Origin of the sequence: Rickettsiella endosymbiont of Dermanyssus gallinae, from assembly GCF_019285595.1 — a bacterium.
In the GTDB taxonomy this organism is placed as follows: Bacteria; Pseudomonadota; Gammaproteobacteria; order Diplorickettsiales; family Diplorickettsiaceae; genus Rickettsiella_B.
Genome location: NZ_CP079094.1, coordinates 18,828 through 41,969 on the forward strand (window position 1 = coordinate 18,828; position 23,142 = coordinate 41,969).

At 37.8% G+C, this 23,142-nt stretch carries 19 protein-coding genes; 17 read left to right on the forward strand and 2 right to left on the reverse strand.

Translation table 11 applies throughout. From position 1 onward, the window contains the following. Nucleotides 1-18: 18 nt before the first annotated feature. The 3 genes from KX723_RS00125 to KX723_RS00135 all read left to right on the forward strand — a co-directional run bounded on the left by KX723_RS00125 (nt 19) and on the right by KX723_RS00135 (nt 2,257). A complete protein-coding gene (locus KX723_RS00125; RefSeq protein WP_218814127.1) occupies nt 19-945 on the forward strand; it encodes a hypothetical protein in 927 nt (308 codons plus the stop codon). Nucleotides 946-1,024: 79 nt separating this feature from the next. Then, nucleotides 1,025-1,195, forward strand: coding sequence for a hypothetical protein (locus KX723_RS00130; RefSeq protein WP_218813323.1), 171 nt, complete (start codon nt 1,025-1,027; stop codon nt 1,193-1,195). Between the two features lie 87 nt (nt 1,196-1,282). Then, nucleotides 1,283-2,257: a sensor histidine kinase gene (locus tag KX723_RS00135; RefSeq protein ID WP_218814128.1), complete on the forward strand. Its 975-nt coding sequence runs from the start codon at nt 1,283-1,285 to the stop codon at nt 2,255-2,257. A gap of 550 nt (nt 2,258-2,807) precedes the next feature. Here the strand turns inward: KX723_RS00135 and KX723_RS00140 are convergent. Then, nucleotides 2,808-5,189 (reverse strand): hypothetical protein, encoded by a 2,382-nt coding sequence (locus tag KX723_RS00140; protein WP_218814129.1) that lies wholly within the window; start codon nt 5,187-5,189, stop codon nt 2,808-2,810. Next, complete coding sequence (locus tag KX723_RS00145) at nt 5,179-8,049, reverse strand: hypothetical protein (RefSeq protein WP_218814130.1); 2,871 nt, start codon at nt 8,047-8,049, stop codon at nt 5,179-5,181. The genes KX723_RS00140 and KX723_RS00145 overlap by 11 nt, the downstream gene beginning before the upstream one ends. Before the next feature lie 493 nt (nt 8,050-8,542). On the opposite strand from KX723_RS00145, the gene KX723_RS00150 reads away from it, so the two are divergent. The 14 genes from KX723_RS00150 (at nt 8,543) to KX723_RS00215 (ending at nt 23,135) form a co-directional block, all read left to right on the forward strand. Next, entirely contained in the window at nt 8,543-9,361 is an 819-nt protein-coding gene (locus KX723_RS00150; protein WP_218814131.1) for a helix-turn-helix transcriptional regulator, read from the forward strand. Nucleotides 9,362-9,374: 13 nt separating this feature from the next. After that, nucleotides 9,375-10,184, forward strand: a complete 810-nt coding sequence (locus KX723_RS00155; protein WP_218814132.1) for a LuxR C-terminal-related transcriptional regulator — start codon at nt 9,375-9,377, stop codon at nt 10,182-10,184. Continuing rightward, nucleotides 10,168-10,539 (forward strand): nucleotide pyrophosphohydrolase, encoded by a 372-nt coding sequence (locus KX723_RS00160; protein WP_218814133.1) that lies wholly within the window; start codon nt 10,168-10,170, stop codon nt 10,537-10,539. The genes KX723_RS00155 and KX723_RS00160 overlap by 17 nt, the downstream gene beginning before the upstream one ends. 183 nt (nt 10,540-10,722) lie before the next feature. After that, complete coding sequence (locus KX723_RS00165; protein WP_218814134.1) at nt 10,723-11,346, forward strand: sensor histidine kinase; 624 nt, start codon at nt 10,723-10,725, stop codon at nt 11,344-11,346. A gap of 341 nt (nt 11,347-11,687) precedes the next feature. After that, nucleotides 11,688-13,121 (forward strand): FAD-dependent oxidoreductase, encoded by a 1,434-nt coding sequence (locus KX723_RS00170; RefSeq protein ID WP_218814135.1) that lies wholly within the window; start codon nt 11,688-11,690, stop codon nt 13,119-13,121. Between the two features lie 57 nt (nt 13,122-13,178). Beyond that, nucleotides 13,179-15,206 (forward strand): ATP-binding protein, encoded by a 2,028-nt coding sequence (locus tag KX723_RS00175; protein WP_218814136.1) that lies wholly within the window; start codon nt 13,179-13,181, stop codon nt 15,204-15,206. Between the two features lie 233 nt (nt 15,207-15,439). Next, nucleotides 15,440-15,871 carry a hypothetical protein gene (locus KX723_RS00180; RefSeq protein WP_218814137.1) on the forward strand — a complete coding sequence of 144 codons (432 nt, stop codon included), beginning with the start codon at nt 15,440-15,442 and terminating at the stop codon, nt 15,869-15,871. Further along, nucleotides 15,852-16,127: a hypothetical protein gene (locus tag KX723_RS00185; RefSeq protein WP_218814138.1), complete on the forward strand. Its 276-nt coding sequence runs from the start codon at nt 15,852-15,854 to the stop codon at nt 16,125-16,127. The genes KX723_RS00180 and KX723_RS00185 overlap by 20 nt, the downstream gene beginning before the upstream one ends. 13 nt (nt 16,128-16,140) lie before the next feature. Next, nucleotides 16,141-17,691, forward strand: a complete 1,551-nt coding sequence (locus tag KX723_RS00190) for a portal protein (RefSeq protein ID WP_218814139.1) — start codon at nt 16,141-16,143, stop codon at nt 17,689-17,691. Between the two features lie 39 nt (nt 17,692-17,730). After that, on the forward strand, nt 17,731-18,558 hold the full coding sequence (locus KX723_RS00195; protein ID WP_218814140.1) for a hypothetical protein: 828 nt from the start codon (nt 17,731-17,733) through the stop codon (nt 18,556-18,558). A gap of 21 nt (nt 18,559-18,579) precedes the next feature. Further along, complete coding sequence (locus KX723_RS00200; RefSeq protein WP_218814141.1) at nt 18,580-19,620, forward strand: hypothetical protein; 1,041 nt, start codon at nt 18,580-18,582, stop codon at nt 19,618-19,620. 102 nt (nt 19,621-19,722) lie between these two features. Beyond that, complete coding sequence (locus KX723_RS00205) at nt 19,723-20,283, forward strand: hypothetical protein (protein WP_218814142.1); 561 nt, start codon at nt 19,723-19,725, stop codon at nt 20,281-20,283. Further along, a complete protein-coding gene (locus KX723_RS00210) occupies nt 20,280-22,595 on the forward strand; it encodes a phage nozzle protein (RefSeq protein ID WP_218814143.1) in 2,316 nt (771 codons plus the stop codon). Before KX723_RS00205 ends, KX723_RS00210 begins: the two co-directional genes overlap by 4 nt. 15 nt (nt 22,596-22,610) lie before the next feature. Continuing rightward, nucleotides 22,611-23,135, forward strand: coding sequence for a virion core protein, T7 gp14 family (locus KX723_RS00215; protein WP_218814144.1), 525 nt, complete (start codon nt 22,611-22,613; stop codon nt 23,133-23,135). Nucleotides 23,136-23,142: the final 7 nt, after the last annotated feature.

A 23,142-nucleotide genomic window follows, 5' to 3' on the forward strand; every position in this document is an offset into this window, starting at 1 on the left:
ATTTTAATGTATACTAGAATGGCATCTTTTTCTATAAATAATAAAAATAATATGCCAGAAGATTATATAAATAAGGTAAAATTCCATTCTAAATTACCTGAAGGGTCAATTTTAATATACGGGGTTAGTAAAGGCAACGATAGACAATCGGGCAATAATTTCCAAGCCCTTGTTGATTGGATTATCGAAAATAAAAGTAAAGTTTCAGAATTTAAAGTGGTTTTAAGTGATTGGTTGCATAGGTTTTATGTTGGTGAGCAAGAAGCACTATTGTGGGGTAAGAAATGGGTAGAGGATAATGCAGAAGCGCTTAATAAACTAAATAGAGCAAATATCGCTTATCAGTTAATTAATTGGAAAACGGTAACAGAAACTGAAGCTTATAAGAAAACGAAATTAGATGTTAATGATCTTTATCATAAAGATACGGGATTTGTAGCAATTGTTGAAGGGTTAGCTAATAGCCATAAGCATAAAGCAGGCTTTACGGCCGCGGTTGACTACTTGCTAGAGGAATCAGCAGCAATCGCTTCGTTGGGACAAGGCGTTTTAACTTACCCTTCTCATGAACTTAATGGCGCAATACATTATACCCTAGATAAACTAAATTCTGGTCCGATGATCTATATTGGTCATATGTTAATCCCCCCTAAATTTCGTTATAGCCCGCAAAAAAATTTATTTCAATCTATGTTTAAAACCATGTGTGCTTTGGATCAAGCTGGCCATAAATCAACACAGGCTAAACTAAATTTTTTTATGCAAGCAATAAAAGCTCATGAAATAGCAAAAAATGATGCTAGCTTATTTTCAAAAGAATTAGCCACTCTTCAAGAATGTTGCTTTGATGGGGTTTCATTTCATCAAAGCAGTATTGTAAAAGACGTCGTTACGTCAGATGACAATAAGTTGACCAATAGTACATTAAAACGGTGTTCTATTTAATTTATATTATAAAACTAACAGGGAATTTTCATGCTTAACTCTTCTTCTAACAAACTCATTGATTTGGTTAATTCGACCGATGAGACAGGAAAGCATTGTGAAAGCAATGCGAAGTCGAAGAGCCCGCGATAGGCGTGCGTTGACGGGCGAAGCAGGAAACGCATCACGCCGTAAAGTCATTTGTGGGAGGCACGGGCATGAACTCCGAAGGAGTGAGTGCGTGCCGGACGCAGGACGTATCGCGGCCTAATTTCAGTCGCGTCATGCGAACGAATTTCGGGGACACGATGGCCGAAATTCTTCGGGAGCATAGCGACTCACTTGTATTGTTTCTTCAATGCTAGACACATTTGGTGTTAACTATAGTGCCTTTGATATTAAAGGTAATTCCATTATTCAAAATAAATCAATGCAATCAACTATCTCTAAAGGAGAAGTTATAGCAGAAAAGATTGATCAATCTGCTTGGGAAAATTGTAAAAAAATTATGAAAAGTTTGAAGGAGGAAATCACTGAAGAAGAATTTGAGGATAAATACTATTTATCCATGAAACAGCCAATAATGGAAAATAATCAATGTGTGGGAATTGTCATAATAAGCTTTGATATAACCGAAAAAAAACAAGCAGAACAAGCAAAGAGCGCATTTGTCATGAATATGGCACATGATATAAGAACGCCTTTCTCTGCAATTGTAGGCCTTGCTCAATGCCAAGCAATGTATGGATTAAAAACACCTGAAGAAGTAAAAGATAATGGAACGATAATTTATCAATCAGGTAATCAATTACTAGAAATATTAGATTCAGTCATCATTGCGCTTGAAAAGAATAACATCGATGATATCAAAAAAGATAAGATAGCTTTATACGAATTTGCTCAAGAAATGGAAGAGCTTATAAAACCTAGTATATCTATAAATGGTTTAGAATTTGAACTACAAGTAGATAAAAATATAGGAGAAATTGTTAGTGACAACATCCGATTGAAACAAATTTTGGCCAATCTCCTATCTAATGCGGTTAAGTTTACCCCTAAGGGTAAGGTTATTTTATCCTTTGAGCGGACTACAGGTAAGTTAAAGATAGAAGTATCTGATACGGGTATAGGGATTGATAAAAGCAATCACGATCGAATATTTGAACAATATGAGAAGATTAAGCCTTCTTACAAAAGCTCAGAATTTACAGGGGTTGGTATGGGTTTATATCTCGTTAAACAGCTCGTAGAAAAGTTAAATGGAAAAATCAGCCTAACGAGTAGTCTAGGCAACGGCTCAACCTTCCAAGTAGAAATACCAGCCATCGCCTAAAAATTATTTAATCCATTAATAGATATTGAGGAAGACTAAATGTCTTCCCGATATTTTTTATCTGATGCAATGGAAAAAATTAATTTTTTCCAGATCGTTGTTTTAATAACATGTCCTAGCAAGTATCTCGCAGGAACCCCCAGAGGAACCCCAAAGAATTTTTTATAAATTAAAGAGAAATAGATTTTTATATAACTTGTTGATTTTAAAGGAATTTAACTGGTGCCGAAACCAGGAGTCGAACCCGGGACCTACTGATTACAAATCGGCTACTTACATTATAAGTTATTGAAAAAAGAACATTATTATAAACCGGACGATCCTTACAACTGTATAATAATGGCTATGAGTATCATGTTCAGTCGCGCAAAAGTCGCGCACGGATTTTTAAGGTAAGTTAGAGAAAAAGATGACTAATTTAGTTGTTTTTATGGCGAAGAGAGTAGGTTGTTTTAGTGCTTTTATAGCCCCGTAAAATCAATAGCTTACGCTAGGGTTTTGGTAAAGTTTTTTCGAGCTTTTTGGGTGTTTTTTGTGGCACTTAAAAGCCCTATCTATTTGGAAAAACCGAGTTACTTGATCCTGCTCTTTCTGTATCTTGAGGCGCGCTAGGTTGTGATCGCATCTGCGGTTTTCGTTTGACGTTGGTTCTAAATAGAGCCGCCCGTGATCTTGCTACAGTGGGTTGTGATCGCGCTTGCGGTTTTCGTTTGGCTCTGGCTTTAGCTAATTCAGCCCGTAAATGTACTATCTCCGCTTGTATGGCTTCTTTCTCTTTACGTGTTTTGGCTGTATCGGCTTCTATCTGTTTAAGTACACTATTATGTTGACGGGTTTCCTGGCTATACTCTCTGAGATGACAATTCATGCCATCGAGTACGACTTCTTTCAGATTGTCTAATAATGCTTGAGCCTTTTCTATAGCATCGAGACTTTGTAATTCCTTTTGGTCCCGCTTTCTGAATTTTGCCAAATCATCCTTAATAGATTTAATCTTTGGAATATAGCAGGTTGCCCAATCCTTTACTTTAGTATCGGCATCGGGTTTGTGGTCCGTGTGAAATATCAAGTATAATTTTCTTATAATCGTAGCAATATTTTTATTCTGGTTATGTACAAATTCGGCGGCGTTACCTGAATGTGCCGCCAACGCTTTTTGATGTGCGGACCAGTGTTGCTGGAGCGATGGAAAAAAACATACACCAACGCCTAAGCACTTACCTAAGCGCTCAATTGCTTGCAACATGAAAAGGGTAAAGAAAGGAATATCGACGTCCAATCGCGTTGGTCGCGCTTGGTCTGTCTGGCATAACCAGCGCCCTGGTTCTGATAAAAAATTGCCTAAATCCTTGTGAGGAATATTGAAGCCAATTTTTTGAAACCAAATGCTTAGAATCATTTGTGTGATCTGATTTAAATCAGCACATAAATCTTCGTAAATAGCTTGCACAAAACCATAGATGTTTGTTTTTTCAACCGTGGAAACTTCATTTAATTGCTGAAGTTCCGTCTCTTGGGAGTTTACGTGAGCTTTGATCTTGGCTATTAGACGAGGTTCCTGTCGAGAGAGTAGCCACTGTAGAAAGGATCTCTTATTAGGGCAACCATGATTCCTAGCCCAGTCCCTCATAAAGAAATCAACACACAGTTTATTTAAGGCCTTATCTACTAAGGGTTCCCAGTGCTCAACTGGTATTACTTGCTTGGCAGATTGGTATGCTTTTAGAGGGTTCCCGTGTAAAATTTCTTCTTTAAACCGAGTGAACCAGACAAAAGTATTCTGGGTAGATCGATATGATTTTAGAGGATTCGCGCGTAAAATCCCTTTGTTAAACGTAGTTGGCCAGTCAAACGTACTCATAAAACTCTCAAATAATGCCAGCGCAGTAGACTGATATTCCAGCGCATGCTTCTCTTTATTCCCCCATTGGCTGATGAGTTTTTCATGCAATGAAAAATATAACCAACAACGTTTTCGTATCAATTCAATGGATTCAGGAGATTGTAATTTTTTATTCTGAACCGCTTTTTTAGTGGCTTCTTGTAATCGCTCACTGATAGTCCGTAGCGCTGAAGATGAAATTTTTTCTGCGCTTGATATTTCCTTATACAACAACTGTAGTTTGCCAAAAAACAGTTCTATCCATTGCTTCAAACGATCCATCCAGGAAGGCGATAAATCCAGTGTGCTAGTTTCTTCTATAAGTTGTGTTAATTGGTTCAATAACCGATTCGGTAAAAGTTCTTTTTCTTTTGGCTTTAAAGTAGATAATTGATTGATATAAACATGTAGCATACAAACTATTTTTTCATAGAGCATATATACGCTAGATTCTGCATCGGGAGGCGGACAGTCTTGTGTCGTATTACGCAGCTCATTCAAAAGTTGTTTAAAGCAGAACTTCAATGCATGTTGATGAATTTTAAGTAAAGCACGATCTAGTGTGTTGTCGATGGGTTTGTTATCTCTGGCTTCATCGACTAATTGGAGCAACAGATTTAAGTAAACCTCTGTAGGTACATTCACCATCACACAAGTGGCATGCTTTTTCCATTGCTTTGCTTGGAGTTCAATTAATTGATCCGGATAGCATTGTTTTATAGCGTTCTTTCGATAGACATACATTGCGATTAACTGTAGCAATAAAGCAGACACCCAATCATTTATTGAGTGTTGCTGTTGCAGCAGGTTTGTGAGTTGATCAGTGAGTTGTTGATATCCGTGTTTAATGGTCTTTGAATCTGCCTCTCTCAGTCCCACTCGCAAGGATTCGATCCAATTGGATGCCCATACCTGGTGTTTGGTCGCAGACATCGAAAAACAATCTGTTACCCAGAGCTCGAGGGGTGACTTAAGGGGTGATTTGAATTGTAACAACTGCTCTTCAGAGTCTGCAAACTCTGCAACTAGAATATCTTCGTTAGGATCCATGATGACTACATCCTGGTAAAATAAGATTATCAACAACAGTATTCGATGCTTGGGATGCAGCTAGTTGTGGTTGCTGTGGTTTTCGTTTGCTTTTGGCTTTGGCTTTAAATAAAGTTGTACACGATCTTGATACAGTTGGTTGTGGTCGCGCTTGCGAGTTTCGTTTGATTTTAGCTTTAAATAGGGTTGTACATGATCTTTCTATAGCTGGTTGTGGTTGCGTCTGTGGTTTTCGTTTGGCTTTGGCTAATTCAGCGCGTAACCGTGTTGCATTCGCTTGTGCGGCTTCTTTTTCTTTTTGTTCCTCTTCTGTTTCTTTGCGTTTAACAATTTCCTCTATTTTTTGTGTCATCGATAAAGCTTTTTCCACCTGGTTTATAATCTCTAAAACAGGGCCCTCTTGTATCTTTTTCATTATGGTATGTAAATCACTTCTATCGGTACGTTCAGCTTTCTCATATATTTCATTGTAGTTTTTATTCAAGTCCTCTAAAGCATTGTTAATAGCAGCTATATTCTTTCCAGAGAATACAGCGCATAAATAACCGATATATTTTTGAGAGCTTTCCAGTCGCTTTTGTCCAAGTCGTTCAATTTTATGATTAAATTTAATTGAATTCCTAAGGGTAAATTTCCACCGTTTTGCGAATGGTAATTTTTTGCGGTACTCTGGTTTCACTCTCACTAGAGCTAACCCAAAGTAATGTAGCAATTCCTGAAAAAGAACCTGTGTTTCTTTTGCCGTTTTCGGCGCCACGCCGTTCAACGCTTTACTGTTAGCGATCAATACTTTTTTGGGATCTTCAAAAATAGTTTGTACTGCAAGCTCATTTTTAATAGCCTCCAGTGATTCGGGCATGTTTGCCAAAGCTAAGGAGCCAGAAAATAAGTGAGCTAATGCAGTCACCTTATCAACTTGACAGGTTGTGTAAGCGTAAAACCAAGCGCTCGTTTTTGAATCACCTGTTTGTTTAGGGTAAAAATAATGTGCGAGTTGCTTGGATGGGGAAGAGGTTTCAGAATGCCCTTTCCGGTTAAAACCCCCATTCGGATTGACACCTATATAAATCACGTGTAATAAATCATCTTTAGTTGGCACTATTGGCACTTTCCTCTTTTTTTTACCTCCTGCATTGATCGTCTCGGTCTGATACAGGTAAGGAAGTAATTTGCTGGTTGAAGAGGTAATATTACGGATATCACTCTCGGCTTTCTTGATGCGTGTCACGCCCGCCTTATGTTGTTGATCTTTTTGTACTTTGTAGAATTCGTCTATTTTTTTGCTAAAGATGCTTTTCTGGGTTAAATAAGGCGTTGTATTTTTCTGCAGCTCAGTTTTTAACCGTTGAAGATCTTCTATAAGCGCTTTGGCCAGTTTCTGCATCACCGGAGAGACGACGTTAGGGTTTTGTGATGGCTCATCCTGTTCCATGCGATCTTTCTCAGAAATACTCGTCTTGAATGATTTAGGTAGCTGAATCAATGTATCATTTTTTTTCCAGATAGCGCCCCCATGACTGCCCAGATGTTTTTTAATAAGGTTACCTAGTTCAGCAAGCGATAAACGTTCGAGGTTGTCACTTGCTGATTTTGTACCGCTCTGATTGAAGCAACAGGGAGAAACTAAGATTTTTGTGAACAACTCGACCGGAGTCTGCTCTATTTTTTCCGTTCCGAGCCACTTTAGCAGTCCGTCGGGATCCTTGTCCGGCAATGGCTTGCCTTCCTCCAGTTTGCTGAGAAACCTAGTAAGTTTTTCACACTTTTGGATTTGCCACTTGAGTAAGACGCCGGCCATCTCATAAGCCTGCATATCGATGTCATTTTGTTTCATCTCGTATTTAGAATCGAGTTCACGGCAGAAAATTTTGGCGATCAGTAATTTATTTTCCTCGGAGAGACGGGTCTTATTATTATTCATCGCATGTAGAAAAATACGTCGTCCCGCTTTTATCTGTTGAGCTGTAGTCAGCAAGGGAAACCAGTTTGGATTGGCTTCCAAGGGATTGGTCAGTTTTGTTTTATAGGCTTGTTTAAGTGTTATAAATAGCTTGAGTGTATCCGTGCAGCTAGTGGCAAGTGCTTGATTGTTTGGTAGGAGCGCATGCATTCTTTTCGATATTTGATTTGGGTCATCTATACATAGTTGGATGACTTGCCGTAATGGTTCATTAGGTCGCAATCTACGGGCGGCATTGAAGCCTTGATAAAGCTGAATAGCAATTGCTTGTTCTATTTTTTTCAGTTGTTCAAAGCAACCTTTAATGCTTTTTAGGCGGTTATTATATCGTGTAATTAGGCTTGTGGCTTTTGGTTTTTCTTCACGTAATAAATCGGCGATATACAACGTCTGACGAGGTGGCAATACAATTGAGTCAAAAAATAGATTGAAATTGTTTTCAAAGATTTGAAAGTAACTGTTAATCTCTATTAAATAGGTGGGGAGCTGGCGGTAGTCATTAGAGGTCAATACAGACATGAGATTTGTTAAAGTTGTATTAACTTTTGTAAAATATTTTAGTGCCTTTTCTAAATCTGCCACACGATTATTTAGATTGGCCAGATACTTTTCAGCTTCTTTTTTAATGTCCAGAATGGCTTTGGCAGCATTGCCGGTAGCCTCAAAATTGTAGAGTGTTTCTGCATTTCGCTCTACTTGCTGATCTGGATTTTGTTCATCTTGGCGTTTTTGATACTGCTTTTGGGCGAGATATACAATGAAACTCCCCCCTTTATAAAAGTGGTGGAAAGTTTCTTCGGCCACGAGTGTATTATGTAGTTCATGATATAGCGTATGTATAAACTGACCCGCCGTGAATCCTGCTGCTATCGTGGTGACCCCTGCTGCTATTGCAAGCATTGCTATCTCCTAAGGTAATTTATAATAAAATCGCATAGCGTGTTTGATAATTGAATCTATTTTATAAATAAATTAATTATTCTTAAATATACCATTTGCTAAACTAATATTCAGTTTAACGCACTCTGCATTTATAAAACTTATAAGAATTATCGTGGTAATAAAAATAATTTATTTTTATAAATATATTTAATAAATAAAAAATATGTTTATATTATATTGCATTTTAATTAATGAAATGCATATTATATATTTTTTTATTAGGAGGTTTTTTTGAGACATAAAGTTGCAGTTGTGGGCGCTGGCATCATTGGAATAACTAATGCAATTCGCCTTTTGTAAGAGGGCTTTTCAGTTACCATTTTTACTAAAGATGAGCCGCTTGAAATAAATTCAGATGCGGCCGTAGCAACAGGGTACTTAATTAATACGACTAAGATTATGTAATATCTAATTTATGCTAGTATACATTAAGACTTTTTAGGTATTTTGTATGAAGGCAACGGAAATAAATTTACAGGCCTATAAATATGCTGAATCAACCGTTTGTGAATTTAAGGAGATATGCAAGCCACTTTTTAAATTGGATGTAAAAGTTTTTGCTTATTTTAGATTTTTTAATGACGGTAGATATCTTTATCTCTGTAACGATCTAGCTTGGTTGCGATATTGTCTAGAAAATGTACATAACAACGAAGGTACATCTCTGGGTCAGGAAATAGGGCACGTGCCGGAGGATAATTACTATTGCTACTTATGGCCAGTAGAAAAAACAGATTATTTAATGTCTGCGCTTTATGACTTTAACATTTGGAACGGCTTGAGTATATTTAAACAGCGGGAAGATTCTATTGAGTTGTGGGGATTTGCTGCAGATCGACAAACCGATGGAATGCAAAACTTTTATATAGAAAATATAGAGCTTCTTAAAACATTTACAGGTTCTTTTAACTTAGCTGCGGCTGATCTCATACTACCTACTAATAAAAATCTAGCAATTTATAAAGATTTTAAACCTTTAGTTCATTTAGATGAATATGATAGAAAAAAAATTGATGAATTTATAAAGCTTACTCCTATCAATAAACGTCCTATAATAACTGAAAATGGCGAAATATTTTTAGCAACCAAAGAATTAGAGTGTCTTAATTTATTAGCTTCAGGAAATACGGCTAATCAAATTTCTCATATTTTAAACCTTTCTAAGCGCACTATAGAAAAGCATTTAGAAAACATTAGGCATAAATTAAACAAAAAAGATAAAATATCTATCATAAAGGTATATAAAGACAGTATTTTAAATTGGTTATAATGAATAAGTAAAAATGAAATATTGCTTCAAAACAGTATTCAATCTTGCTTCTAGGCTAGAAATTTTAGGAATTACTGATTTTTTTCATATAAGAGTTAATAAAAAAAGTCAATTTTTTATTTTGAGCAACAATAAAGCGGTCATTCATCACCTAGTAAATGAAAATAGAGATATTGGAACATTACTTAGAAAAGTAATTAAAACAGCTATTTGTGGTAAGATTTCTGTAGCTTTTTGGAAAAGCTATACGGGTGATCCTTTTTTAGAAAAAATTTATCAATTAGGTATATGGAATGGTATTAGTGTAGCGCTTCCATTTGATGATTACATTGATATTTTTTCTTTTGCCTCCAATTTTCAGACTAAAACACTAAATACTTTTTATTTGAATCACTTTGGCTTAATTAAGCGATTTATTATTTTTTTCAGATCAAAATCAATAGGATTAATCGAATATTCTGAACAAGCCCCCTATAAATTAAATAAAAGTATTAAGTTATATTGTGAGGCCGATAAAAAAGAAAAAACAGCTATATTTAATACGATAAATCAACAAATTTTTTTTAAAAAATATTTTATAAAGACAGTCTATTTAAAGAAAGTAAATTTAACAGAAAAGGAAACGCTGTATTTAGTGATGTTGTTGGAAGGAAAAAGTATGTCTACCATTGCAAAAGAAATAGGTGTATCGCCAAGAAGTATAGAGTCCTGTTTAGAAACTATTAAATCAAAAACAGGATACCGTACTAAATCAGAATTGCTGACAGCATTTCTTGAAAGTCATATTTATCAGCCGAGTATTAATTATGAAAGATATAATTGATGTCGATAAATTAAAGGAAAAACTAGCTGAATTTGCTAAAGTCCGTGAATGGGAGAAGTTTCATAGCCCTAAAAATTTGTCTATGGCTGTTGCTGGCGAAGTGGGCGAATTATTAGAAATTTTTCAATGGTATACCGAGCAAGAGTCAAGATGTGTAAGAGATCATCCACTTGTCAAGGAGAGAGTAAGCCATGAATTAGCTGATATTATTCTATATGTTACACATATAGCCGACCAATTAGATATCAATCTGAATTCCGCGATCCTGAATAAGCTTGCTATTAACAATAGTAAATATCCAGTGAGCGAGGTAAAGGGATGTGCTAAAAAATACACTGAATATAATTCTCAATAATCTATTGTTGAATACAATAGGTAAATTTCGTCGCCTGATTTAATCTCATTTAATACGTAGTTTTTACGGTGTTGTTGTCTACAGAAAAACAGCATTATCCAGCGCTTCTTATATATCTTGATTTTTAGATAAAAAATAAGAGGAATTGTTAGTCATAAAATGATGATATCGCAAGGATAAAAGATGAGAAATTATACTGAAAATAATAATAAATCAGAATTAAAAGATTCATTTAGCAATATATTAATCGATCTAAAAAGACAAATGGAATTGATTATCGAGATAAATAAACCACTAGCGAATAAAAAAAAGCTCATATTAACTTTAAATTATGATCAAGCTATTTACCCATACCTTATAGGCGATCCCGATAGAGTACAACGTATTGCATTAGAGTTAATAACAAACGCGATAAAATTTACTGAACAAGGAAAAGTGACATTAATTGTTCGGCTTATCAGAAGCAATTACCAAGAAAGCATTATAGAAATTGCTGTTAGTGATACAGGTATTGGTATTTCAAAGGATCAGCGAAAAAAGATGTTTCATCGCTTTAATCGCTTAACTTCTTCTTGCAAGGGTGTTTATAAAGGAGGTTATTTCGGTTTAAGTATCGTAAAACAATTTGTGGACGACCTGCAAGGCGAAATTTTTGTAAAGAGCAAAGAAGGTGAAGGTACGATATTAGGTTGTTTTATACCCTTTCAGCATTCATTAACGATGAACTACTCAAGTGGCACACACAAACCTATTTCCTTACTGCGCCGGAGTATTTGGCGTAAGCATGATATGGAGGTTACTAACTAGCCAAAGATTCTATGTTCACGGTAACTGCCAAGCCGCATAATTTATGCACTAAATAATTAAATATTTTTATATAAAATAACATATTAAATTTATTTTATTGATCTATGAGGCAAATTTTTGTACGATATATAGATATATCTTAACTAAATACCCTTTTATTTAAAGGCGATTATAAACATCAGATAAAATATCTCGGGTTTATTTATATTTAAAAATAATAAAATTCTGTAAATTTATTATTTTATTGAATACAGTGGTTACTATTTGCTTATATTAACTAGGCCTTGATAGGTGATATATTACGTAGTCATAGGCTCTCTTATAAAAATAAAATATTTAAAATGCATAATAAAAAAATTAGCTTCTTTTCAAAAAGGAAAATTGCTATTATAGGATCGGGGTGGTATGGAGTGCATATTGCACTGGTATTGAAAAAAGAGTATCCATCCTGCAAAGTAACGCTTTTTGAAAAAGGTCCTGATATATTTAGTGAAATTTCGGGAAAGTTTGGTATCAGATTACACAGCGGCCTTCATTATCCCCGTTCTGAAGCAACAAGAATAGCTTGCCAAAAAGGGTTTAATAGTTTTTCCCATTATTATCCTGAATTGATAAGGCCGCATTTGTATTCGGTTTATGGATTAGGAATCAGAGATGCAAATGGAAACCCATCTAAAGTAGATAAGGAAAAATTTGCTTCCATTTGTAAAGAGCTTGAAAGTTCTAGAGAGATCCAGCCAGATGAATGGGGATACAATAATTTAAATTTTGCAGTTGATATTGAAGAACCAAGCCTAGTATTAGGTGAACCACTACGCCATTTCTTTATAAAAAAATTAGAAGAAGCAGGAGTAAAATTGTTACGTGAGTTTGATGTTATCAAAGTAAAAAAGCGAATTGATAATAAGCTTGTTGTATGGGGTAAGTCAGGGAAAGTAGGTAAGGATCAACATTTTGCTTTTAATTATGTTGTTAACACAACGAGTTATCAAGCATTAGTACCTGATCCTAGAGGATTACCTTTAAAAATGGAAATTGTTTATCAACCTTGTTTAGCTTTAATGTATGAATATACTGAACGACCTCTTCCTAATTTACCTTTTTCATTTATTGTCATGGATGGATGGTTTCCATGTTTAATGCCTTACGATGATCGTTCAAATAAAAATGAAATTTTTTCAAAGTACATAATGACTCATGGAAAATGGACAATTATGGGTTCTTATAAAACAGCTGCAGAGGCTAAAAATCATCTTCATTCAATTGATGATGAGTTTATTGCTCAACACGTTAAACCCAATTGTGAAGAAGAGATGGAAAGATTTTGGCCTGGATTTAAACAAAAGTTTATTTATATAGAGTGGATTGGAGCTGTATTGGCTAAGATCAAGACAGATAAAGAGTTTCGTAGTGCCGTTATTTTTCAAAATAAAGAAAATAAAATGATTTATGTTATTCCAGGGAAAGTGAGTAATATATTTGATGCTGGAGAGGAAGTATTATCTCTTGTTGGGTTAGATAAAAAAAAGGTAATTAGAGACGATAATTATCGTTATGTAGAAGGAGGATCGCTTTTTGCAGCAAAATATGAAATCACTGAAAAACCAAAAGGTATTTTACAAAATACTTGTGAATTACAGCCTTATCGAGAAAGAGAGAGCGAGCAAGTTAAAAAGACCGAGTCACCTAGGTCTGGATTTTTTAAATCATTGCCAGATAAACATTTTATTTCTAGCTATCAAAATTTATCTGAAAAAATTAATTGCTACCTATGATCTTATATTTGATATATATTTTATGTACAGATTGATTTGATTTTCCTGGGAAATTTTATGCCTAGTAACCAAAAAAAAGATGCTTTTGATAGTGCGTTTATTATTGAACTTTTAAAAAGATTACCTGTCCACGTTTTCTGGAAAGATAAAGAAGGAGAATATCTAGGCTGTAATGAGCTTTTTGCACATAACCTTGGTTTAGCTTCTGTGGAAGCAGTGATCGGGAAAACAGATTATGATTTTCCCGTTAAGAAAGAAGATAGTGATGCCTATCGTAGAGATGATAAAGAAGTAATGGAATCTCGTATTCCTAAGCTTAATATTGAAGAAGAGCAAACTTTTCCTGATGGTAAAAAAATTTATCTATTAACGAGTAAAGTACCTGTTGTTGATAAAAATAATGAAGTCATCGGTATTTTAGGTGTTTATAATGATATAACTGAAAAGAAAAAAGCTGAACAGGCCCTAAAACTAGCTAAAGAAAAAGCCGAAGTGGCGAATGAAGCAAAAACTGAGTTTTTGGAAAACATGCGTCATGATATTCGGACACCCTTATCAGGAATTGTGGGTTGTGCGCATTTGATTCAAACGCAATCAAACAATCCAAAAAAAGTAGCAGAATATGCGACAGATCTTGTGGACTCAAGTAATGCTTTATTGGAATTTCTGAACAAAATTTTAGAAAGTATACAGATAGCAACGGGAGAAATACCACTCTTAAAGAAGAAGTTTTCCTTATATAAAATATTAGACCAGGTCGTACGCTTAAACAAACCCCAGGCAGATGTAAAAAATCTGAATTTACATTTTGATTATGATGAAAATATCCCTCCGTATTTGCTGGGCGATCCTATCCGTATACAACGTATTACTCTGGAATTGGTGACAAATGCATTAAAGTATACGGATAAAGGCGAAATTAAAGTCAGTACACGTTTAATAGAGAATAAAAAACGTGAAGTAATCATTGAATTGTGTGTCAGTGATACAGGGATGGGTATTCCACGAGATAAGCATCATGAGATTTATACGCGTTTTACCCGTTTAACTCCCTCGTATCAGGGTATTTATCCAGGAACAGGCCTCGGTCTTTCGGTGGTTAAACAATTTATTGATGAATTAGGTGGCGAGATTCAGCTAGATAGCCAACCCAATCAAGGTTCAACCTTTAGGTGTTTCATTCCTTTGCAAGAAGCATTATCCCCAGCCGATTATGAAAGTGAATCAGAAGAGATCTCATTGTTTGCAAAAGGTGCTCACATCGTCACTAAAAAAGCGACTGAAGCATCTGAGTTACAAGAAATGTTTGTGACAACAGGAAGTCGCGTGTTAGTGGTTGAAGATAATCCCATCGCTGCCAAAGTAGCGCAGGGTGCTCTGTTAGAGCTTAACTGCCAAACGGATATTGCTGCAGATGGGAAAACAGCATTAACTTTGGTAGAAAAAAACTATTATGATCTGATATTGATGGACATTGGCCTTCCGGATGGCGATGGTTGTGATGTAACACGTCGTATTCGATTAAAACAATGGCAGAGTAATCCATCAGTTCCCATTATTGGATTAACAGCGCATACCGTTGAAGAAAAGAAGAAACGTTGTCTTGAAAATGGAATGAATGCGATCTATAGCAAACCATTAACCCCTGAGAAAGCCTCAGAAATACTCAGTGTATTTCTATCGCATTCACAAGCTACCACTTCGGTTTCTAAAGAAGACCATGATGAATCTTCCAATGATAATTTACAATCATTGCCACTTTTAAATAAAGAAAAGGCGATAGGATTACTGGGCAGCGAAGAAACACTTCATGAATTGTTGGAGTTGCTCGTCAGTAGCTTAACAAAAGAAATAGCGGAGCTAAAACAGTACCATCAGAACAAGGATTGGCAGAGTATAGGAAACTTGGCTCATAAATGGAAAGGTGGAGCAAGTTATTGTGGAGCGAGTCGCTTAGAACAAGTTTGCAAAGAAATAGGAGCGGTATTACGAGCAAAATCGCCTGAAGAGCCTGAAATACTTTATCCGCAGTTACTTCAAGTCGCTGAAGAAACTAACGAAGCCGCTAAAAAAGCGATTTCTTAATTTATTAGATTTTAGAATTAAAAACCTTATAAATGAGTATCCTTTTTTTGTAGAAGAAGATGAATAATAAACCATATTCCTGACATCGGTAGAATGGTTATTCTATACCTAATTCATTTGCAAGTATTTTTGAAAGGTTGCCTATTTTATCGATTAGATGATTGTGGCAACTCACCTTATTGATTATTATAAATAATAATGATAATCATTCTCATTAGTGCTATACTCTTAGGATGTATGTCACGATCCACGCCGGTTTAACCGATCATTTATTGCACAGTTTGCCGTATTTAAGCCAATTTGGTCATGGTCTAGAGAACGGATTAACTCAGGAACAGCATTTATCTCGGTTGATGGAACTCTGCCGTTCTACCACAACGATGTTGCTAGAGACATCGTCGAAGGTACATGCCGGTGCGAGTTTAAGTGTCGTAGAGGACTGGCATTTTCCGGGTAAGACGTTAATCGTGAATACGTTAGCAGGGAATCCTGGTATCAAGGGTATGAAGTATTTTTTATTAGCGCTTCGTAAATATGCATACCAAAACGGGTGCAGCTTATACGCTATTCCCAGTAGAGTTTCTCAATATGAATATAGGCTTAAGTATTACCCGGCCATATCTTCAATCAAGGAAAGAGGTCAACGTGATGGGGTTTATCAGTGATTTTATTGGTTCTATAACGGGTGCTAATAGTGCGGCAGATCAGGCAGATGCGGCAAGGAGAGCGGCAGAGCAGCAACAGGCCGAGATGCAGAAGTCGATCAATATGACGAAGAACCAAATGGCATTGCAGAATCAAGCGAACTTAGACCCCGCTAAGGTTATTATGGGTTCAGATTCACGAGAAGGTGTCAGTCCTATCAATGGCATGGCGGCTAAAAAGAGAAGACAGCTTATAACGAATAGTCTCGGTATCTAGCGCTTATAACACTATGCAATCGACCTCCGCGGCATCTCTCTTTATAAGACACCAAGACGAAAACGTCATTACTAGTTCAAGTCGTTATGCTAAATGGACTTTACCGCAGATATTTCCAGAGTCGGCATCGAGCGATAAGGATACAAGGCAAATACTGGAGAGAGACTACCAAAGCAAAGGTGCTATGTTGGTCAACAGCTTAGCTAGCAAGATTGTACAGGCTTTATTTCCCCAGAACTTTAGCTTCTTTAGGATATATCCCACACCTCGAATGTTGTCCTACATGCAAAAGATAGGGATAGAAGAGAAACAGGTAGACCCGATTTTTAGTTCGATAGCAGATAAAGCAAGTCGCAGTGTGTTGGTGGATGGGACTTACTCCATACTCAATCATGCGATTAAGCAACTTATTATTACAGGGAACAGTTTGATCTATCGAAATCCCGAGACAAAACGTTTTTCTGCTTATTCTGTACGGGATTATGTGGTACGACGCCAAGGATCGGAGGTATTTCTGATTGTCTTAAAAGAAAGCATCAGTCTAGCGCAGGCGCAAGCGTTGAACTTACCGGTACTGACAGAGCATAAAGATAAATATGCCGTGCAAGATTTGTATACCTGTATTACGAAGGAAGGCAACAAATACAACGTATACCAAGAAATAAATAACGTGCAATTCAACCATGCCCAATATGCTCAAACGTTATTGCCCTACATACCGACTACTTGGAATCTCATACAAGGGGAGCACTACGGTCGAGGCCATGTTGAGGACTATGCGGGGGATTTTGCAAGGTTATCTCAGCTATCCCAGTCAAGCTTGCTATATGGTGTTGCAGCAACACGGTTAATACATTTAGTGGATTCGGGTTCTGGCATATCGGAAGACGACTTTGCTGATGCGAATACAGGTGATTATGTGTCGTGCAATCTTGCCGATAAGAATGTTATCGCGTACGAGGGAGGAGAGTACAGCAAGCTACAAGCGATACAGGCTGATATACAACAGTTGTTAGTGCAACTATCCATCGCTTTTATGTATTCCGGAAATACGCGGGATGCCGAGCGGGTTACAGCCGAGGAGATCCGAACGAACGCTCAAGAAGCGAATCAAGCATTAGGGGGCGTATACAGTAATATCTCAGACGTATTGCATACCCGATTAGCACAAATACTGATTTCAGAGACTGATCCGAGGATGCTGCCATTGTTAATGGAGGACAGTATTGGTGTTGATGTGCTGGTGGGCATGCAAGCTTTGAACGATTCGGCCAATGTCACTCGGTTGCAGTATGTCGCGAATGCGATACAGATGGTTCTGCCGGTGTTAGTGCAATCAAGCCAGCGTTTTAACCCTGATTTAGTAATAGACCAGATATGTTCTGGGTTTGGCGTAGACCGAAGCAGCCTAAGTTATACGGAAGAAGAGCTAAAACAGAAGCTTTTAGAACAACAGCAATCACAACAAGATGCAGCCAAGCAACAGCAAGAAACATCTTCTCAGATGCTCTCTAGCCAACCACAACAAGCTGATCTCAATGCAGCGCAGCAGGGATTAGTGTGAAGCCTTAAATTCTATAACACTATTTAGCAAAGGAGTTCTATGGTGCAACAAGAAGTGAATACGACAAATGAATCCATTCCCATGCAGATTGAGGGTGCATCGTTAGCGGCACAAGCACCCCCTGAACAGCGATCCAAGACAACAGCACAATTATACCAAGCATCACAAGAAACAAAGGCAGCGGGAGCAGTTAAGACAACGGAGAAAACAACTGATCAGTCAACCGAGGTACCTGAGGTTAAACCCAACCTTCCTACCAATGACGCCGAACCGATACGTTCTTCCGGTAATGCATCCATTGATGCGGGGGTAGCCATACTTCAGAAAGCAACAGGCATAACGTTTGATGACGTAGCCGCTATTGTCCAAAAAGCCGTAGAGCATGCTGATACGGCGTTGGTAAACGAAGCGTACTTAAAGTCTAAGATTCCTGCTGAGTATCAGGATTTAGCGTTGTCACTGGCGCATCAGTATGTTGCTGGAACCATCCAGGAAAGTCAGGCTGTCGTACAAGAGATATACACGATGTCGGGTGGTGCAGAGAAATGGTCACAGATGAATGACATCTTTAAGTCGAAAGCGCCTCCTGCATTAATGAAAGCGGCGAAGCTAATGGCAGACGGCGGTGATTATAAGGGCTATGCCGATATTGTATTGCAGTATACGGCAGGGTTGGGAGTAGGGGCGCCGATAGGCGCTATAGCAGGTAATCAAGCTATAGGGTTATTGTCCCGAGAAAATTTTTCTAAAGAGTTAAACCAGCTCAAACAAGACGCTAAGGGGAGAAGCTTAGAATCTCCTCAGTATAGAGACAGGTACAGCGACCTTATTCGCCGTCGGAAGATGGGGAAAAGTGCCGGGTTATGACATTTACGGAGGAAATAGACGATGCCAAATACACCTTATGCTGGAGAAAGTACAAGAGTACATTGGGCTGGAATTAATTCAGACCAAGATATTCACTTAGAAATATATCAAAATGAAGTTGATACCGCCTTTCAGTATGGCGCTTTATTTACTTCGTTAAGTCAACAACGTTCTGTTGCAGATCGAAGTAATACATACCGGGTAGACCGATTAAATAACAGTACAGTGAAAGGTCGTAAATCAGGTATATCGCTAGACCCGCAGAAGGTAACGAACGATAAGCTTGTTATTGTGGTGGATACTGTTTTGTACATTCGGAATCCCATTGACTATCAAGATGACTGGACAAGTCCTGACTGGTTAGCAGATATGGGCCAGAACAACGGTACGAGCTTTGCTGAGTTGTTTGATAATGCACATGCGATTCAATTGATTAAGAATAGAGGTTGGAAAGCACCGGATGACCTTAAGCCTGCTTTCAAAGATGGTATAGAGATAAAGGTGACGGTTGCAAAAGATCCTACCACTCAATCAGATATTGAAAGTAACGCGTTCTTATTAAACAAAGCACATAGAGCCTCTGTGGAAGAACTCGTTAGAAGAAAAATTCCATTATCCGATATGGTTACGCTGGTTTCGCCTAAGTATTACAGCCAGATCATAGAGCACCCTAAATTAATGAATGCGGACTATGGTCAAGCAAATTTAGATGGATTTAAACAGAGACGCGTTACGATGATGAATGGTATTCCCGTCGTCGAGTTTCTTGAGTTTCCATCGGATTACGGTACGAGTACTAACCATCCGTTAGGGCCTAACTTCAATACTGATACGACGGATGCTCAATGCCAGATGATTACGTTTAGTAAGTCGAGAGGATTGGTAACTGTAGAGGCGAAGCCTTTTACATCCAGCTTTTGGGATGACAAGCAGAACTTCAGTAATGTGCTCGATTGTTATGCCATGTATACGGTAGGCGCACGTAGGCCGGATACAACAGCGGTGATTAACATTACAGAAGGGGAAACGCCACCAGCACCGAATAAGTTATCAAGTAAATAGTTCCCGAAGTTAACTTTATATCCCTTATTAGCGTGATGCCGTTAGTAAGGGGTAGTCGTAGTTATGACTCATACGCAGTAATGGGAGTGTGTAATTAATCACATGAATCAGATACAAGCGATTAATACATCCTTAAGAGCGATAGGTGAACAAGAGATAGTGACCTTAGCTTCGGATAATCCGAGTGTAGGCATCATCATTTCAGGGATAGATCAGGTACGGATAGGTTTACTCGCGACAGGCTGGTGGTTTAATACGATAGAACAAGCATTCATACCGAGTCAGGACGGTTCTATAACGCCTCCCCATAACAGCTTGAGTATTTATTCGGTTGTTAAAGGGGAAAAGTATCTACGTACACCCGATGGTTATTTATTCGATATTAATAGGCAGAGTAAAGTTTTTTCAGAAAAAGTGCAGCTTAAGATAGTGTTAGATTTAGAGATGGATAGGATGCCTGAATATGCATCGCTTTACGTAGCAAACAAGACAGCCGCTAATACGTATCGGGATGATATCGGTGTAGATAATAATTACAAAATATTGCTAGAAGAAGCCGAACGATCTTTATCCCTATTACATCGAGAACATGTTAGAAATCAGCGATTGAGTACGATGTATAGTGCTCGATATAGACAGCTCAATGGGGCGAGATATATATGACGGCTATCGAAGGTAGTTACGTATCGCTATTACAAGGGGTATCACAACAGACACCACAACTTCGTATAGACGGACAAGCAGAAGCGCAGATAAATATGTTATCAGACCCAACGACATCTTTACGTAGAAGACCTGGGTTGCCTAATACGGCTGGTTTTATATTAAGTACGGTATCAGCAACGGGTTTGTATAGCATTTATTTACCTCGTTTTGGAACAGAATCGAGTGAGTCATCCAGTCATCTTTATATTGATGCGATATCTGGCACTTATTGGGTTCTTAACAAAGACTTTCGTACTAAATACACAGGTAGTCATACGTATCTTGTGGGGAAGTCTAATTTAAGCATCCAGACAACCGCATTAAAAGATAAAGTTTTTATCCTCAATACTGAACAGCCTATCGGAAAAGAGTCTAATCCAGGCTCTTTAAACCCAAGTCGGAATGGTTTCTTTTTTGTTAAAGCGTCAGCATTCAGTAAGGATTATAAGTTGCATATTGAAGCAACAGGGATCACGCCGGTGACCGTACAGTATAAAACGCCATCGGGATCGGATTCAAAAGATGGCGCATTATCAAGCATAGACAATGTGGCGGCAGAGTTAGAGAAAGCAATTAATGCATTAAAGATACCGAACATAACCGTCGTGAGAGATGGCCCTTATGTAGCTATTGCGGCCGACACGGATGACTTAAGAATAACAACAACATCTGGAAGTAGCTTCATAGGGGTATCGGGATTAAACAATACAAATTCTATCGAAGACTTACCTGCTAACTTACCGAAGATATTGGATGGATATATTATTTCAGTAGGGACAGACCCGGAAAATTTAGCTTATTTTAAGTTTAATTATGCCTCCACAACGTGGTTGGAGACAGCGAAGTATGGCAGTACGTCACGTTTAAGTAACATGCCGTTATATTTAGATGTTGATGGTCTGCATGAAGGAGATTATGCAGGACTCTTATCAGGTGATAGTCATAACAACGATGACCCAGGATTTGTCAAGAACGGTTACATAACAGGGATATCAACCTATCAAGGTAGGTTAGTTTTTTTGTCTGGCTGTTATGTCAGTATGTCTAATTCAACAGACCCTTTTCGTTTCTATCGTAGTTCGGTTATAGCGCTGCTTCCATCAGACCGAATCGATTTAGGGATAGGTTCCAGCCAGAATACAACCTTAAGGCAGGGTATTCAGTTTAATAAAGACTTGATTGTATTTGGTGACAACCTACAAGCGGTTGTTTCAGCAGGGAACAGTATTCTGACACCGCAGAATGCAAGTGTCAGCATTACTTCTAGTTTGAATTGTACGAGTCAAATTCCTGGTGGATTAATAGGGCAGACCATTCTCTATCCTTTCAAGCGTGATATGAATTACTCCGGATTTTTAGAGTTAGTTCCTTCGGAGTACACGAATAGTCAGTACATCTCCCAAGATGCAACCCAGCATTTACCTGAATTTTTTGAGGGAGATATACGTTTTATTGTGTCCAGCAGTACGATGAACATCGCCATCGCGTCGGGATCAAATCCGAAGGATTTATATGTTTATGAATACTTATGGTCATCTGATGGAAAACAGCAGAATAGTTGGAGCCTATGGCGATTCAAAACAGATGTCATCTCGGCGTATTTTGCGGGAGAGGAGTTGATTATTCTCTCAAAGGTTATGTTTAGTACAGCGCCAGGATTCATTGTATCTCGAATAAATCCTAGGGCTCGTAATGCCATCTTCTTAGATTTATGGACACGCATACCTTTGAAAGGAGGCTCTGCCATCTTGCCTAAGATGTTATTAGATTATGCCTCGCATTTAGCATTAATTGGCTTGCCTGGAGATAACAATACGTATGCAACAGAACCTGTCGCGATTCGTATTAAGGATGATCGGTTATATGCAGACATACCGGATGGGGCTTACCAGGTGGGTATTGGTTATGAAAGTACTTATACGTTAACACCTGTGATCTTAAAGGATCAGAATAATAAGGAAGTAGGAACATCGAAGGTGCGTCTGGTACGTCTTGCGGCCAGTATTTACAGCATAGGGGAAATGTATTGTCGTGTAAAAGACACAAGGACAGGTGTAGACATTCGGTACAAGCAGACAGGGTTAATAATGAATAGTACCGATTTAAAACTTAATAAAGCCTTAGTATCCAAAGGAAATAACGTGCAGTTTCCTTGCAGGACAATAGCCGATAGTACGTATGTCACATTTAGTGTTGTGGGAAACCATGATATGAACATCGTGAATGTTTGGTATTTATTAAGTTATTACCCCCGAAGCGCAAGAATATAAAGAGGTACAGTATTCATGGGATTTGCAGCAACAGGAGCAGGGTTAATAGCCGCCAGCAGCATCTATAGTGCTAGTCAAGATAGTATCTTTAATGCAGAGCAAACAACCGCTCAGAACAAAGCGATAGCAGAATACAATAAGAGTATAGCGTTGCAATCGATGAAAGCTTTTACACAACAGCAGCTTCAGTTCAATGCAAACAAGCAGGCTATTCAGGGGAGTTTGTTCAACATACAAGCGCAAGGAGCACAGGATAAGAGTCAGATTAATGCGGGTGCTGGCGATAACATCGGTGCTTCTGTTAAAGATGCGGTTGCAACCGTATCGACAGCCGAATCGTTGTTAACGGGTAAGCAGAAAAACAGTCTTGACCAGATGTTGACGATATCAAATATGCAGTTAGATCAGATAGCTGACCAAGCCAAGTTTAATATGCGAGATGCGGTAATGGGCAACTACCGAGGTATTCTGAACAAAGGTATATGGGAAGGTATCGGTAAAGCAGTCGGCATGTCTCTACAGTCAGCAAAATTAGTTTGAGAGAGGG

Coding starts and splice junctions, on each gene's coding strand:
- KX723_RS00125 (WP_218814127.1), top strand. CDS start 19: ATGGCATCTTTTTCTATAAATAATAAAAATAATATGCCAGAAGATTAT.
- KX723_RS00130 (WP_218813323.1), top strand. CDS start 1,025: ATGAGACAGGAAAGCATTGTGAAAGCAATGCGAAGTCGAAGAGCCCGC.
- KX723_RS00135 (WP_218814128.1), top strand. CDS start 1,283: ATGCTAGACACATTTGGTGTTAACTATAGTGCCTTTGATATTAAAGGT.
- KX723_RS00140 (WP_218814129.1), bottom strand. CDS start 5,189: ATGGATCCTAACGAAGATATTCTAGTTGCAGAGTTTGCAGACTCTGAA.
- KX723_RS00145 (WP_218814130.1), bottom strand. CDS start 8,049: ATGCTTGCAATAGCAGCAGGGGTCACCACGATAGCAGCAGGATTCACG.
- KX723_RS00150 (WP_218814131.1), top strand. CDS start 8,543: ATGAAGGCAACGGAAATAAATTTACAGGCCTATAAATATGCTGAATCA.
- KX723_RS00155 (WP_218814132.1), top strand. CDS start 9,375: ATGAAATATTGCTTCAAAACAGTATTCAATCTTGCTTCTAGGCTAGAA.
- KX723_RS00160 (WP_218814133.1), top strand. CDS start 10,168: ATGAAAGATATAATTGATGTCGATAAATTAAAGGAAAAACTAGCTGAA.
- KX723_RS00165 (WP_218814134.1), top strand. CDS start 10,723: ATGAGAAATTATACTGAAAATAATAATAAATCAGAATTAAAAGATTCA.
- KX723_RS00170 (WP_218814135.1), top strand. CDS start 11,688: ATGCATAATAAAAAAATTAGCTTCTTTTCAAAAAGGAAAATTGCTATT.
- KX723_RS00175 (WP_218814136.1), top strand. CDS start 13,179: ATGCCTAGTAACCAAAAAAAAGATGCTTTTGATAGTGCGTTTATTATT.
- KX723_RS00180 (WP_218814137.1), top strand. CDS start 15,440: ATGTATGTCACGATCCACGCCGGTTTAACCGATCATTTATTGCACAGT.
- KX723_RS00190 (WP_218814139.1), top strand. CDS start 16,141: ATGCAATCGACCTCCGCGGCATCTCTCTTTATAAGACACCAAGACGAA.
- KX723_RS00195 (WP_218814140.1), top strand. CDS start 17,731: ATGGTGCAACAAGAAGTGAATACGACAAATGAATCCATTCCCATGCAG.
- KX723_RS00200 (WP_218814141.1), top strand. CDS start 18,580: ATGCCAAATACACCTTATGCTGGAGAAAGTACAAGAGTACATTGGGCT.
- KX723_RS00205 (WP_218814142.1), top strand. CDS start 19,723: ATGAATCAGATACAAGCGATTAATACATCCTTAAGAGCGATAGGTGAA.
- KX723_RS00210 (WP_218814143.1), top strand. CDS start 20,280: ATGACGGCTATCGAAGGTAGTTACGTATCGCTATTACAAGGGGTATCA.
- KX723_RS00215 (WP_218814144.1), top strand. CDS start 22,611: ATGGGATTTGCAGCAACAGGAGCAGGGTTAATAGCCGCCAGCAGCATC.